This window comes from Streptomyces longispororuber, assembly GCF_024448165.1.
Lineage (GTDB): Bacteria > Actinomycetota > Actinomycetes > Streptomycetales > Streptomycetaceae > Streptomyces > Streptomyces longispororuber_A.
Genome location: NZ_JAMOLN010000247.1, coordinates 1 through 14,137, shown reverse-complemented (window position 1 = coordinate 14,137; position 14,137 = coordinate 1). Strand labels below are relative to the sequence as shown.

General features: G+C 75.5%; 12 protein-coding genes. 5 read left to right on the top strand and 7 right to left on the bottom strand.

Annotated features, from left to right (window positions below; genetic code table 11):
* Together M4J07_RS41590 and M4J07_RS41585 are read left to right on the top strand one after the other, a co-directional pair.
* Positions 1-1,200 (top strand): AAA family ATPase (locus M4J07_RS41590; protein WP_255981264.1); only part of this gene is annotated, 1,200 nt, incomplete at its 5' end.
* Between the two features lie 119 nt (positions 1,201-1,319).
* Complete coding sequence (locus M4J07_RS41585) at positions 1,320-2,519, top strand: vWA domain-containing protein (RefSeq protein ID WP_255981266.1); 1,200 nt, start codon at positions 1,320-1,322, stop codon at positions 2,517-2,519.
* A gap of 24 nt (positions 2,520-2,543) precedes the next feature.
* On the opposite strand, the gene M4J07_RS41580 is transcribed toward M4J07_RS41585, so the two are convergent.
* The 4 genes from M4J07_RS41580 to M4J07_RS41565 form a co-directional block, all read right to left on the bottom strand.
* The gene (locus tag M4J07_RS41580; protein WP_255981262.1) at positions 2,544-3,374 is read right to left on the bottom strand and encodes a chitosanase; all 831 of its coding nucleotides are present in this window, start codon (positions 3,372-3,374) and stop codon (positions 2,544-2,546) included.
* A 142-nt stretch (positions 3,375-3,516) separates the two neighbouring features.
* The gene (locus M4J07_RS41575; RefSeq protein ID WP_255981260.1) at positions 3,517-5,709 is read right to left on the bottom strand and encodes an alpha-N-acetylglucosaminidase; all 2,193 of its coding nucleotides are present in this window, start codon (positions 5,707-5,709) and stop codon (positions 3,517-3,519) included.
* A gap of 71 nt (positions 5,710-5,780) precedes the next feature.
* On the bottom strand, positions 5,781-6,266 hold the full coding sequence (locus M4J07_RS41570) for a GNAT family N-acetyltransferase (protein WP_255981258.1): 486 nt from the start codon (positions 6,264-6,266) through the stop codon (positions 5,781-5,783).
* Positions 6,267-6,290: 24 nt separating this feature from the next.
* Positions 6,291-7,190, bottom strand: a complete 900-nt coding sequence (locus M4J07_RS41565) for an AraC family transcriptional regulator (protein WP_255981256.1) — start codon at positions 7,188-7,190, stop codon at positions 6,291-6,293.
* A 96-nt stretch (positions 7,191-7,286) separates the two neighbouring features.
* On the opposite strand from M4J07_RS41565, the gene M4J07_RS41560 reads away from it, so the two are divergent.
* The gene (locus M4J07_RS41560; RefSeq protein WP_255981254.1) at positions 7,287-8,138 is read left to right on the top strand and encodes an NAD(P)H-binding protein; all 852 of its coding nucleotides are present in this window, start codon (positions 7,287-7,289) and stop codon (positions 8,136-8,138) included.
* A 45-nt stretch (positions 8,139-8,183) separates the two neighbouring features.
* On the opposite strand, the gene M4J07_RS41555 is transcribed toward M4J07_RS41560, so the two are convergent.
* From M4J07_RS41555 to M4J07_RS41545, 3 genes are all read right to left on the bottom strand, one after another.
* The gene (locus M4J07_RS41555; RefSeq protein ID WP_255981252.1) at positions 8,184-8,606 is read right to left on the bottom strand and encodes an acyl-CoA thioesterase; all 423 of its coding nucleotides are present in this window, start codon (positions 8,604-8,606) and stop codon (positions 8,184-8,186) included.
* Positions 8,607-8,732: 126 nt separating this feature from the next.
* Positions 8,733-9,395 carry a hypothetical protein gene (locus M4J07_RS41550; protein ID WP_255981250.1) on the bottom strand — a complete coding sequence of 221 codons (663 nt, stop codon included), beginning with the start codon at positions 9,393-9,395 and terminating at the stop codon, positions 8,733-8,735.
* Positions 9,396-9,456: 61 nt separating this feature from the next.
* Positions 9,457-10,050: a histidine phosphatase family protein gene (locus M4J07_RS41545; RefSeq protein WP_255981248.1), complete on the bottom strand. Its 594-nt coding sequence runs from the start codon at positions 10,048-10,050 to the stop codon at positions 9,457-9,459.
* A 201-nt stretch (positions 10,051-10,251) separates the two neighbouring features.
* Here M4J07_RS41545 and M4J07_RS41540 point away from each other — a divergent pair, with 201 nt between their 5' ends.
* Complete coding sequence (locus M4J07_RS41540) at positions 10,252-13,113, top strand: DEAD/DEAH box helicase (protein WP_255981246.1); 2,862 nt, start codon at positions 10,252-10,254, stop codon at positions 13,111-13,113.
* Positions 13,110-14,137, top strand: a 1,028-nt coding sequence (locus M4J07_RS41535) for an SWIM zinc finger family protein (protein ID WP_255981244.1), incomplete at its 3' end; no start/stop codon positions are given. The genes M4J07_RS41540 and M4J07_RS41535, both read left to right, overlap by 4 nt.

Sequence of the window (14,137 nt, the reverse complement as noted above, 5' to 3'; positions counted from 1 at the left end):
CTGGCCGGCGATCTGTTGACCCTGCTGCGCCGCACGACCACCGAGCCGCGCCCCGACGAGCAGCTCGAAGCGCTCACCCTGGCCGTCGCCGCCGACCTGCCCGTCCTGCTCTGGGGAGAGCCCGGCATCGGGAAGACCGCGGCCCTCACCCAGCTGGCCGCCTCCCTCGACCTGCCGCTGACGACCGTGATCGCCAGCGTCCACGAGCCGTCGGACTTCTCCGGTCTGCCGATCGTGGGCGACGACCCGGCGGTCCAGGGCGTCCCGATGGCCCCGCCGCAGTGGGCCGTCGAACTCGTCAGGGCCGGACGCGGGCTGCTCTTCCTCGACGAACTCTCCACCGCCACCCCGGCCGTGCAGGCCGCGCTGCTCCGCGTCGTCCTGGAGCGCCGGGTCGGCTCCCTCCAACTGCCGCCGGGCGTACGGATCGTGGCCGCCGCCAACCCGCGCGCGTCGGCCGCCGACGGCTGGGAGCTGAGCCCGCCGCTGGCCAACCGCTTCGTGCACCTGTACTGGGTGCACGACCGGGACGTGGTGGTGCGCGGCCTCGGCGGGGTCTGGCCCCGCGCCGAACTGCCCCGCCTCGAACCGGAGCGGCTCGCCGACGCGGTGGCGCTCGCCCGGCGCGCGGTCTGCGGCTTCCTGGCCGCCCGCCCGACACTGATCCACCGGCTGCCCAGCACCGAGACCCGGCGCGGCGGGGCGTGGCCCTCGCCCCGGAGCTGGGAGGCCGCCCTGACCCTGCTCGCCTTCGGCACGGCGGCCGGGGTCTCCCGGGAGGTCCTCGCACTCCTGGTGCGGGGCGCGGTCGGCGACGGCCCCGGACTCGAACTCCTCGCCCACCTGGACCGGATGGACCTCCCCGACCCCGAGACGCTGCTCGCCGACCCGGCCGCCGCCGACCTGCCGGACCGCGGCGACCTGCGCCAGGCCGCACTGGAAGCGGTGGTCGCGGCCGTCGGCGCCCGGCCCGAGCGGGACCGGTGGGAGGCCGGCTGGGCGGTCCTGGTGCGGGCCCTGGAGACCGGCGCCCCCGACCTGCTGGTCGCCCCGGCCACCGCGCTCGCCGGGCTGCGGCGCGACGACTGGGAGGTGCCCGCCGCGGTGGAGCGGCTCACCGGGGTGATCAGCCTCGCCCAGGGGGCCGACCGGTCGGTGCGGCGCGTCGAACCCGTCGCCGTCGCCGGGACGCGCCGATGACGGCGGCCACGCGGCGCCCGCTGCCCCGGCCGATGCCCAAGCCCGCCCCACCGCGCCCGGTCCGGGCGGCCCCGCCCCGGCCGCCCGCCGTCGGCGCCGCGCCCCGGGTCCCGCTGGACATGGACAAGTTGCTCACCGCGCGGCTGCACGCGGTGCGGGTCCGCCCCTACCTGGCCGCCGCGCTCTTCGCGCTGCACGTGGTGGAGGACAGCTCGGTGCCGACGATGGCGGTCGACGCGCACTGGCGCTGTTACGTCTCGCCCGGCTTCGTGGCCCGCATGTCCGTCGAGGAACTGGCGGGCGTCTGGGTCCACGAGGTCTCCCACCTCCTGCGCGACCACCACGCCCGGGGCGAGCGGTACGCGCGCGAGAACGAGGAGTACGGGCCGGGGGAGCGGCTGCGCCGCAACATCGCCGCCGACTTCGAGATCAACGACGACATCTACGGCGACGGACTGCCGCGGCCCGCGGGCGCGGTGCTGCCGTCGCTGCTGCGGCTGGATTCCGGCCTGCTGATGGAGGAGTACCTGCGCAGGTCGTCGATGTCCGGGATCGTGGCGCAGCGGCTCTGGCTGGACTGCGGCAGCGGCGCCCACGGGCAGCGCAGGCCGTGGGAACTGGGTCCCGAAGGGGCGCACGGGCTGACCAGGCAGCAGCGCGACGCCGTCCGCTTCCGGGTCGCCGAGGGCATCAAGGGCCGCCCGGGCGACGCCCCGGACGGCTGGCGGCGCTGGGCCGACGAGGCGTTCCAGACCCCGCAGCCCTGGCGGCAGCTGCTGGGCGCGGCGGTCCGCGCGGCGGCGGGGGCGCCCGGCGTCGGCGAGAACCACAGCTACCGCCGTCCCTCCCGGCGCTCGGCGAGCGTCCCCGGCGTCGTCCTGCCGAGCCTGCGCAGGACCCCGCCCCGGGTCTGCGTGGTGATCGACACCTCGGGGTCGGTGAGCGACGCCGAACTGGGCAGCGCGCTCCTGGAGGTGGCCGCGATCGCGCGGGCGGTCGGCGGCCGGCGTGATCTGGTGTCGGTGGTGTCCTGCGACGCGGCGGCCGGTGTCGCCGTCCCGCTGTGCCGGGCCGAGAGCATGGAGCTGATCGGCGGCGGGGGCACCGATCTGCGCTCCGGGTTCGACCGCGCCCTGCGCGCCAGGCCCGACGTGATCGTGGCCCTGACGGACGGTCAGACGCCGTGGCCGTCGGCCCAGCCGCCCTGTCGGACGGTCGTGGGCCTGTTCCCGCGGATCGGCCGGCGGGTGAACGAGCGGGACCCGGACTACGTCCCGGACGGGCCGCCGGACTGGGCGCGGGTGGTCACGATCGGCTGACCACCCGCGCGGCACCGGGCGTGGCTACCCGATGTGGAAACTGTCCCCGTACACCTTCCAGTCGAGCGGCGTGTCCAGGTTCAGGTTGCCCCGGTCGAGGAAGACCCGCTGCGCGGTGTCGACCCGGCTGGTGTCGCTGTGCGCCTCCTCCTGCTTCATCGCCCACACCCGGGCGTCGAGGAAGGCGTTCAGCCACGTGACCTCGTCGCCGCCCTGGGCGGGTGGCTTCGCCTGGTTCAGCGCCCGCTTGCGGATGCTGCGGAAGCTGGTCGGGTCGGAGCCGTCGCCGTGCATCACGACGGCGTCGTAGTACGTGAACTGGCCGAGCGTGCCGACGCCGTCGGCCCTGCCCTGCGCGACGGCCGGGTCGAAGTAGACCCGGTCGCGCTCGTCGTTCTGGGCCTGCTGGAACGCGCCGTCCCCGGCCGCCTCGGCCCAGTCCTTCGGGTAGTCCGGGTCGAGGCCCTCGTGCGAGTCGGTGCCGTCGACCTCGCGCAGCGCGGGCAGGTATCCGGCGAGCGCGTTGCCGGGCTCGCGGTCGGTGTACAGCTCGACGAGGTCGAGCATGTCGCCGGTGCCGGAGCAGAAGCCGATGATGCCCGCCGTGTAGCCACGGCCGTCACCGATGTCCTCGATGTACTTGTACTGGGCCTTCCAGTCGAGCGAGGAGTTCTCCGCGCTCGACACCAGCTGCATGGCGATCTCCTTCTTCGCCGGGTCGTCGAGCCCGCCCGCACCCGCCGCGACGGGCGCGGCGTCGGCGAAGCGGGTGGTCAGGAGCGGGGCCGCCACGACGGAGGCGCCGAGGAAGGCGAGCAAGGTGCGACGTGACGTGCGTATGTGGGGGGTGGGCACGGGTCCTCCTTGAGGGAGTCCGCCGGCGGGATTCGTCGGACCGCCGACTGTTAGGAAGGTTTCCTACCAGAAATTCCGGGTGACGTATACCCGTCAAGGAGAGGTGGAGGGAGGGGAGTTGGAGTGCCGGACTCCGGTCGAACTACGCGCCACGCAGCCGTTCGCGCACCTGAACAGCGATTTCGTACGTGTCCCCGGTCGTGCGGGCCGGAAGCGGTCCGGGATCACGGATCCAGGCGTCGTCGAAGGCGAACCAGTCGATCGTCCGCGGCGCACCGCCCGCACCGAGGGCCGCCCGCAACGTGTCGAAGTACGCGGCCCAGCGCCTGCGGTACAGACCGCCGGCGAGCCCCGCCCACTCCCGGTTCGCGTAGTCGTGCAGCCCGGCCTCGGCCCCCTCGCGCGTCCCCCACACCGTGACGATCGACAGCTGGTCGTACGCGAGCCGGTCCCGCTCCGCCGCGTCGTGCCCCCACGCGCGCGCCTGGGCCCGCCAACTCCCCAGCAGGTGACGGGAGTCGGTGGCCAGGAGCCGGTCGAGCAGATCCATCAGCGCCAGCCAGTCCCGGGTGAGCCGGCCGAAGGCCGCCGCGTCCCGGCCGTCGTACGCCGCCTTGATCCGGGGGAGCAGGGCGCGGCTGCGGTTCGACAGCGCCTGGCGCGCCACGTCGAGCAGGTCCCTGCGGTACGCCGAGGAGTTCCGCAGCGCCGGACGCACCGCCAGCAGATGGCCGAGGGCCTGCTCGAACTCGGCCGCGTCGTAGCGCAGTCGCTTCGGTGACCAGGTGGCGGCCGAGCGCGCCGCGAGGGACGGGCGGGCACCGAACAGCCCGTCCGCGCCCTCCGCCCAGCCGTCCGCGCGCGTCGTGCCGTACGCGGTGCGCCGCAGCACGTCCCAGGCGGCGACCGCCCGTGCGTCACGGCCCCCGTAGCGCGCCACGGACCACGCGTCGAACCATGCCTTCAGGTCCAACGGGCCTTCCAGCCAGGCCAGTTCGGAGAACAGCTCGAACGCGGCCGGATTGTTGTCCGCGGCCTCCGGCAGCAGCGCCGTGCCGCGCAGCGCGCTCCCCGGCTTCGTGCGCCACCGGTCGTAGAGCTCCGCCCAGTCACGGGTGTTGGCGCCCAGCGTCGTGTGCCCGCCGAAGTTCCAGATCGAACCGAACGCGTACGGGGTGCCGGACCAGTCCGCCTCGCGGTCCGTGACCGCGGGGAACCGGTCGGAGATGCCGTCGACGACCAGCATCCGGCGCTGGTCGACGGCCTCCACGAGCGCCTTCGGCGGGTTGTGCCGCCAGCCGAGGATCACCCACACCGCGTCCTCGTGCGCCGCGCGCAGCGCCTTCTCGACGCCACGCGCCGCGTCGCCGACCGGCACGTCGCCCGGCCTGCCGCCCTCGTGCAGCAGATCCATCTTGAACAGCCGGGCCGGACCGAACATCTCCTCCTGCGCCCGGTAGAACGCGGCCGCCACCGCCGCGAAGTGCTCGCCGCGCGGATCGAGCCAGTCGGGCCGCCGGTACCCGTACCAGTCGCCCTGCCGCAATACGTGCGCACCGGAGTTGCGGTCCGCGAAGCCCGGCGGCACGGTCCCGAAGTAGCCCGGCAGCACGGGCTCCATCCCCAACTCCCTCATCCGGTCGGCGATCCGCCTGCCGAGCCGGGCCCGCGCGGCGAGCAGCGCGGCGGAGACCGGGCCGCCCGCCGGACCCGCCATGTTCTGCAGCAGCCACCACGGCTGGCGCGCGGGGGAGGGGATCCACGACCTCAACTCGCCGTCGGTGAAGCCGAACTGCCGGAGCGTGCGGTGGTACAGGGCGTCGGCGCCGACGTACACCAGCACCTCGTTGAAGCCGTGCAGGGCGAGCACGTCCAGCTCGCGCTCCCAGTACGACCAGTCGTGGTACGCCCCGGTGTAGCCGTCACTGGTGTCGTTGAGCACGAAGCGGTGCGGGACGTTCGCCCGGCCGGTGAGCGGGCGCGGCGGGGCGGGCAGCGTCGTCGGGAGGCGCAGCTGTTCGCCCGCCCAGGACACGTTCGCGTGCGCCACGTCCTTCAAGTAACGCCGCAGACCGGCGAGTTGGACGGCCGGTGAGGTGCCGTCGACCCGGATCCGGCCCGGCCGGCCGGTGACCCGGTAGGTGTCGCCCGGGCCGGACGGCGGCGGGAACGTCAGCTGGCCGGCGGCGGGCCGGCCGAGCAGCCGGCGGGCGGCCGCCGCGGCAGCCGTCGAGGTGCCCGGCACGGGGTCCTCCCGGTCGTCGGACCCGCCGGTGCACGACACCGCGGCCGACCCGGCGAGCGCGGTCAGGAACGTACGGCGAGCCAGGGGCATGGTGTCTGCTTACCCGTCACGGTCCCGGTACGCGCGGCGCCACGCGGACGGACCTGCCGGGTGCCGGTCCGTCAGGAACCGTCCGGGCCGAGGGACTTGGCATAGAAGCGGCTCTCCTCGTAGGCGCGGAACGGGCCGAACGGAGCCGTCGGACGGTAGCCGCTCGACTCGTACAGGGTCACCGCCTCGGGCAGCATGACGCCCGTCTCCAGGACCATCCGGACCCGCCCGGCGTCCCGCGCGCTGTCCTCCAGGGCCGCGAGCACCCGGCGGGCCAGGCCCCGGCGGCGGGCCCGCGCCACCACGAACATCCGCTTCAGCTCGGCGTCCCCGTCCGCGTACCCCAGGCCGTCGTACTCCTGGGCCCGCCAGCCGCCCGACGCGACCGGCTCCCCGGCGTCGTAGCCGACGAGGAACAGGCCGTGCGGCGGATCGAAGTGCGACGGGTGCAGGGCCGTGAAGTCGTCGTAGCCGAACCGGCTGCGGTACTCCGCCTGCACCTGGTCGCTGAGGAGCGCGGCGTCGGGATGCCCGTAGGAACGGATGTGGAACTCCATGGGCCGGCAAGCGTAGTGGGCGGCTCAGCGGCCGGCCCGGGAGGGGCAGGGCGTGCCCGCCGGGAGCCTTCCGCTGAAGAAGGCCGACGGCGCCACCCCGAACAGGGCCCGGAACTCGGCCGCCATGTGCGACTGGTCGTAGTACCCGGTGGCCTGCGCGAGGCCCGCCCATGGCACCGGGGCCCCGGCGCCGTCCCGGGCGCCGGCGAGCAGCTGGCGCGCCCGGTCGATCCGCGCGAAGTGCTTGGGCGAGACGCCGACGCCGTCCGTGAACAGCTTCCGCAGCTGGCGCTCGCTCACCGCGAGCGCATGGGCCACCTCGGGGACGGGCGCGGGCCGCGGGCGGCCGGGCCGCGTCGACAGCGCCGAAACCGCCGAGCGCACCAGGGCCTCCCTGTCCCGGTCGGCGGCAGCGCCCTGCTCGAACGCCGGCGGCAGCAGCTCCGCCAGCTCGGCGAGCGCCACATCCACCGGGGCGTCGTGGCCCCACTCCCGCAGGGCGCGGTCGATCCGCGCCGTCGAGCGGCCGGGCAGCTCCTTCAGCGGCACCACCCGCCCCACCAGATCACCGGCGGGCGCGCCGAGCAGCGGTCGGGCGGCACCCGGCCGGATCCGCAGGTCGAGGCAGAGCGGCAGCCGCTTGCCCGTGTTGTACGAGGCCCGGGTGCGCGGCCCGACCGCCAGCACGTCGCTGCCGCCCTCCGGCAGCGTCCGCACCACGAGCCGCACCGCCGCGTCCGGCACGTGCGTGACGGAGCGGGGGCCGTCGGGGGCGTGCGCGATCACCCCGATGTCGGTGATCCACGGGCGCAGCGCTTCGGGCGGCTCGACCAGGCGCGACGGCAGCTGGGAGGTCCCCGCGGCGGTCCTGATCGCCGTCTGCCGTGCGAGGTCGGTACGGGAGGGTTCGGTCACCGTGGTCACCCGTCCACCGTAACCAGCGGGCGGGGGCGTGCGGGCGGTGAAGGCGTGCCGAATTTTCCTATCCCGCGGGCCGGTTGCGGCGGCAGCGTGGACCGCATGATCCTCATCACCGGTGCCACCGGCACCATCGGCAGCCACGTCGTCCGCCTCCTCGCCGAGCGCGGCGTCCCGCACCGGGCACTGACCCGCGACCCGGCCCGCGCCCGGTTCGGACCCGGCACGGACGTGGTGCGCGGCGACTACGACGACCCGGCCTCCCTCACAACGGCCGTCGCCGGGGCCGACGCCGTCTTCCTGGTCAACACGCCGGGCGCCGCGGCCCCCGGCGCCCACGACGCCGCGCTGCTCGCCGCCGCCGAACGGGCGGGCGTGCGGCGCGCGGTGAAGCTCTCCGCGATCGGCACGGGGGAGCCGGCCTCCGGCCGCTTCAGCGAGTGGCACGTCCCCGGCGAACGGGCCCTCGCCGACGGCCCGTTGGAGTGGACGGTGCTGCGCCCGTCGATGTTCGCCTCGAACTTCCTGTGGTGGGCGGACGAGATCAGGGCCGGGCGCCCGGTGCCCGACCAGTACGGCGGCGGCGCGCAGGGCGTGGTCGACCCGGCCGACGTCGCGGCCGTCGCCGTCGAGGCGCTGCTCGCGGAGGGCCACCACGGGCGGACGTACACGCTGACCGGGCCCGAGACGCTGGCGGTCCCCGAGATGGCGGCGCTGGTGGGCGAGGCGCTCGGCCGCACCGTCGCGTCGGTGGCGGTGGGCGAGGCGGACTCGCGGGCGTTCGTCATCGGCAGCGGCATCCCCGAGGCGTTCGCGGACGGCGTCCTGGAGGGCCTCGCGTTCGTCCGCGCGGGCGGCAACGCCGTCGTCACGGACGACGTGGAGAAGGTCCTCGGCCGTCCGCCGCGCACCTTCGCGCAGTGGGCGCAGGAGCACCGGGAGGCGTTCGCGTAGCCGATGGCTCCCGGCCGTCCGCCCGACGGTCGAGCGCGCACCGGCCTACAGGCCGAAGACGTCCGGATCCGTCGCCAGCTCCTTGAAGACCTCCCGCGGGTCCTTGACCAGCTTGCGCTCGGTGAGGTCCAGCAGACCGCCCACGGCGGTCACCTCCGCCGACACGGTGCCGTCGGTCTTCGTCACCGTCTGGCGGATCCGGAACGTCTTGCCCTCGCCCCACTCGAAGACGCAGGTCACCTCCACCTCGTCGCCGGCGCGCAGCTCCCGCAGATAGCGGATGGTCGTCTCCAGGGCGACGGGCCCCACGCCCCGGGCGAGCAGGTCCTGCTGCTCGATGCCGCCGTGCCGGAGCGCCGACCAGCGCGCGTGCTCCGCGTACTGCAGGTACACCGCCTGGTTGAGATGCCCCTGCGTGTCGGTCTCGTATCCGCGGACCCCGATCCGGACGGAAAACGGCTCTGTCACGACGTTCCCTTCGACTCTGTCGACAGTGATGCGATGCGCACCTGAGCGCTTGCTCAGGTGCCGGTGACGGTTCCAACAGGCCGGTCCTGCCGGACATTCCTGAACCGCCTGCGCGAGTCCGACCGCCTACGCGCGTCTGGGCGACGCCAGCAGATAGCGCCCGCCACCCCGCGCCCCGGCGTGCTCGCTGACCTGCCAGCCCGCCTGCTCCAGCGCGGCCGCGCAGGCGGCCAGCTCCGCCGGATCCGGGTGCCCCACGGCGACGGCCTCCGGCTGCGGGGTGTCCGTCACCCGGTAGCCGGGCGCCGAACCGGCCGCCGGGGCACGGCCCGCCGCCTCCAGGGCGAGCGCGGCGGAATGGGTGAGGCGGCCGCGCTCCCAGGCGCACGGGCGGTCGGTGACCCCGCCCGGGTTCGTCATCCGGCGTATCTCCAGCAGCCCCTGCCACGCCGTGCGCACCTCACGGGTCCGCGCGGGCCCGGCCACGACGTCCGGCTCCCCGCCGAGCCGCGCCGCGAACACCCCGGGAGAAGCCTCCGCCGTCTGCTGTTGCTGCGGCCGGGTCGGGTCCGTGTCCGTCGCGTCCGTCGCGTCCGGCGCGGTGCCCGCCTCACGGACCCGGTGGCCCTCCGGCGTCAGGAAATGGTCGTGCGGCGGCCGCGGATGCCGGAACGCCAGCTTCAGCACGACGAGCCGCGCGAGCAGCGCCGGGCTCCCGGTGATCCGGCCCGTCTCCGGCTCGGCGGCCTCGATGACGCGCAGCTGCGCGGCGGTCGGCGGTCTGGTCATGGCGCACCTCCTGCCGACGATGCTGCACCAGGGGTCTGACAACCGCCCCCGGCCCGCGGCTTCAGGGCCGCAGGTTCCAGCCGGAGATGACCGGGCGGCCGTGCTCCGTGCTGATCCGGCTCACCGTGCCCGTCGCCAGCAGGAAGTGGGATCCGCCCGACGGCGGCAGCCCGAGGCGGCGCGCCGTCAGGACCCGCAGGAAGTGGCCGTGCGAGACGAGCACGACGCTGCCCTCGTTGTTGGAGAGCGCCGCGTCGACCTTCGAGAGCATCCGGTCCGCCCGCTCGCCGACCTGCTCTGGCGTCTCGCCCGGGTGGTCCGGCGGCCCCGGCGGCACCCCGTCGTCGAACAGGTACCAGTCGGGATCCGTGCGCTGGATCTCCCGGGTGGTGACGCCCTCGTAGGCGCCGTAGTCCCACTCGCGCAGATCCTGATCGACCGTGAAGCGGCTGAGACCGGCCAGCTCGGCGGTCTCCCGGGCCCGCTGGAGCGGGCTCACGAACACGGCCCCCACGTGATAGCTGCCGACGAGCGGCGCCACCCGGCGCGCCTCCTCCCGGCCGTTGTCCGTCAGCGGGATGTCGGTGAGTCCCGTGTGCTGGCCGGTCAGCGCCCACGCGGTCTCACCGTGCCGGACGAGAAGCAGATCACCCAAGGTTCGCGCCTGTTCCTGAGAGGTCGGAAGGGGACCCGGACATTCTCCCCGAAGCGCGGATCAAGGATTGTCAGACCCGGCCCGTAAGGTCATAGAGGTCGGTCGAGGTCGTACTGCGGCCGAACCGAGGCCGTACTGAGGTCGTACAGGTGAGGGCTCCTCGTGAGCCGGACGAGCGGACAGAGGGGAGGTGACGCGACCGTGCCGGAGCTGCCGGGCGTCGCGCTGGGCGCCGCCGCCGTCTTCCTGCCCGCCCCGCTGCCGCGCGAGGGCCGGATCGCGTTCTGGGCGCCGGACGGCGCGGCCTTCCCCGGCGCCGACGACGAGATCACGGTGGTGCGCCCGCACGGCTCGGGGGTGCGCGGCCGCAAGGTGCCCGCACTCGTGCTGCCGGTCGTCGCCGCGCTGCCGCTGCTCGTCCGGGCCCGCCGCACCCGCGGTGCCCACCCCGCCGCGGCCGCCTGGGGCGCCGCCGCCGCACACGCCCTGCACCTCGTGGCCCGCGGCCGTCTGCTGCCCGGGCTCACCGCGTCCGACCACGACGCATGGCGCGCGGGACCGCTCGACGAGGACGACGTCGCGCAGATCCGGGGGATCGCCGCCGCCCTGCCGCCCGAGGGGTTCGCGACCCCGGTGCCGGGGCGCAGGCCGGTGCGGCTCCCGGAGCCCGAGGCGCTGGTGCGCGCGTTCCTGGACGCCGTCGCCGACGCACTGCCGCGCACGCCCGCCGCGGCCCACGCGGCGGGCGCCCCGTTCGCCGCCGCCGCGGCCCAGCACATTCCGCAGGCACGCCCCTGGGCCGTCGAGGCGGCCGCCGGACTCGACGCGGGCGTGAAGGTGTCGCTCCGCCTCGACCTGGCGCAGCACGCCCTGTTCGACGGCGCCGAGGAGACCGACGCGGCGGACGACCCCGGCGCCCGCCGGGCCGGCGCGGCCGTCGTCCAGGTGCACAGCCTCGCCGACCCCACACGCGTGGTGGACGCCGCCCGCCTGTGGGCCGGGGAGGCGAGCGATCACTTCGGACCCCGCACCCGCATCGACGCGATCCTCGCGGTGCGCCGCGCCGCGGCCGCCTGGCCCCCGCTCGCCCGCCTCCTGGAGCAGGACGTGCCGGACGTGCTCGCCCTCGCCGAGAGCGAGCTGATCGACCTGCTCGGCCCGGGCACGGCCCGCCTCGCGCAGGCCGGCGTCGCCGTGCACTGGCCGCGCGAGCTGGCCCGCTCGCTCACCGCGACCGCCGTCGTCCGCGCCCAGACGGCCCCCGGCTCGGCGACGGACGGGACGACGTTCTTCGACAGCGACGAACTGCTCAGTTTCAACTGGCAGTTGGCGCTCGACGGGGACCCGCTCACCGAGCGCGAGATGGACGAGCTCGCCGAGTCGCACCGCGCCGTCGTCCGGCTCCGCGACCAGTGGGTCGTCGTCGACCCCGACCTCGTCCGCAAGGCGCGCAAGCGGGAGCTCGGCCTGCTGGAGCCCGTCGACGCGCTGGCCGTGGCGCTCACCGGGGAGGCCGAGGTGGACGGCGAGCGGGTCGCCGCCGTGCCGACCGGGCGCCTCGCCGAGGTGCGCGACCGGCTCACCCGGGGCCTCGACACCGTCGAGCCGCCCGCCGCCCTGCGCGCGACCCTGCGCGACTACCAACTGCGCGGTCTGGCCTGGCTCGACCTGATGACCTCGCTCGGCCTCGGCGGCTGCCTCGCCGACGACATGGGCCTCGGCAAGACCGTCACGCTCATCGCCCTGCACCTGCGCCGCGACCGGCCGCAGCCCACCCTCGTCGTCTGCCCCGCCTCGCTCCTCGGGAACTGGCAGCGGGAGATCGAGCGGTTCGCGCCCGGCGTCCCCGTGCGCCGCTTCCACGGCGCCGACCGCACCCTGGAGGGCCTCGGCGGCGGCTTCGTCCTCACCACGTACGGCACGCTGCGCACCCGAGCCGCCGAGCTCGCCGGGCACACCTGGGGCATGGTCGTCGCCGACGAGGCGCAGCACGTGAAGAACCCGAACTCGGCGACGGCGAAGGCCCTGCGGATGATCGACGCCCCCGCGCGCGTGGCCCTCACCGGCACCCCCGTGGAGAACAACCTGTCGGAGCTGTGGGCCCTGCTCGACTGGACGACACCCGGACTCCTCGGACCGCTCAAGGCGTTCCGCGCCCGGCACGCGCGCGCCGTCGAGGGCGAGGTCCCGCTGCAGGGCCACGGCGGGGTGAACCCCGAGGCGATCGAGCGCCTCTCCCGGCTCGTCCGCCCGTTCATCCTGCGCCGCAAGAAGTCCGACCCGGGCATCGTGCCCGAGCTGCCGCCCAAGACCGAGTCCGACCACCCGGCCCCCCTCACGCGGGAACAGGCGTCGCTGTACGAGGCCGTGGTGCGCGAGTCGATGGCACAGATCGAGGCGGCCGAGGGCATCGGGCGCCGCGGCCTCATCATGAAGCTGCTCACGTCCCTCAAGCAGGTGTGCAACCACCCCGCGCAGTACCTGAAGGAGGCCGAGTCGGGCCGCCCGCGCCTCGCGGGCCGCTCCGGCAAACTCGCGCTGCTCGACGAGCTGTTGGACACCATCGTCGCCGAGGACGGCTCCGGCGGCTCCGTGCTCGTCTTCACCCAGTACGTGTCCATGGCCCGGCTCCTCGCCACCCACCTGGCGACCCGCGCCATCCCCAGCCAGCTGCTGCACGGCGGCACCCCGGTCGCCGAGCGCGAGCGGATGGTGGACCGCTTCCAGTCCGGCGAGGTCCCCGTCTTCCTGCTGTCGCTGAAGGCGGCGGGCACCGGACTGAACCTCACGCGCGCGGGCCACGTCGTGCACTTCGACCGCTGGTGGAACCCGGCGGTCGAGGAGCAGGCCACCGACCGCGCCTACCGCATCGGCCAGACCCAGCCGGTCCAGGTGCACCGGCTCATCACCGAGGGCACCGTGGAGGACCGGATCGCCGAACTGCTCGCGTCCAAGCGGGCGCTGGCCGACGCCGTGCTCGGCTCCGGCGAGGCGGCGCTGACCGAGCTGACCGACCGGGAGCTGTCCGACCTGGTGTCGCTGCGCCGGGAGGCGACCCGATGAGCCCGGCGCGAAGGCCGCACATCCCGAGCCGGGCCGGGGCCGGGGAGCAGGCGCAGGCCCGCCACACGGACCTGCGCCGCACGTTCCCGCCGCTGCCGCCGCGCGCGGAGTCCGCCGGCGCCGCCCTGACCTGGTGGGGCACCGCCTGGGTGGACGCCCTGGAGGACACCGCCCTCGACCCGGCCCGCCTGGCGCGCGGCCGGTCCTACGCGGACCGCGGCCACGTCGACGCGATCACCGTGACCCCCGGCCGCGTCGTCGCCTACGTGCACGGCTCGCGCCCCCGCCCGTACCGGGCCGAGCTGCGTCTGCGCACCCTGTCGGAGGAGGCGTGGGAGCGTTTCCTGGAGACGGCCGCGGCCCGCCCCGACCACATGGCGTCCCTGCTCGACAAGGACTTGCCGCACGCGCTGGCCGCCGCCGTCGACCTGTTGCCCACCGTCGACGACGTGGTGCCCGAGTGCACCTGCCCGGACCGCGCGCACCCCTGCAAGCACGCGGCGGCGCTCTGCTACCAGACGGCGCGGCTCGTCGACGAGGACCCGTTCGTCCTGTTCCTGCTGCGCGGCCGGGGCGAGCAGGAGCTCCTCGCCGACCTCACCCGGCGCAACGCGACGCACGCCGCGGCGGAGCGGTCCGAGGCGGCCGCGCCCGCGCTCGACTCGGTGCCCGCCCGTGAGGCCCTCACCTCCGGCGCGCAGCGGCCGCCGCTGCCACCGGAGTTCCCGGCCCCCGCACTCCCCGAGCGGCCCCCGTCCTACCCGCAGGCGCCGGGCGCCCCCGACCCGCTCGCGCTCGACCTGCTCGCCACCGAGGCGGCGGGCCGCGCCCACGCGCTCCTCACCACCGGCACGGACCCGATCGCGAGCCTCACCCCGTGGCAGGACGCCGTCCGGCTGGCCGCCGCCCACCCCGGCTCGGGACTGACCGCGGCGACGCGCGCGCTGTACGCGTCGCTGGCCCGCGGCACCGGCCGCACCCCCGCCGACCTCGCCCGTGCCGTCGCCGCCTGGCGGCAGGGCGG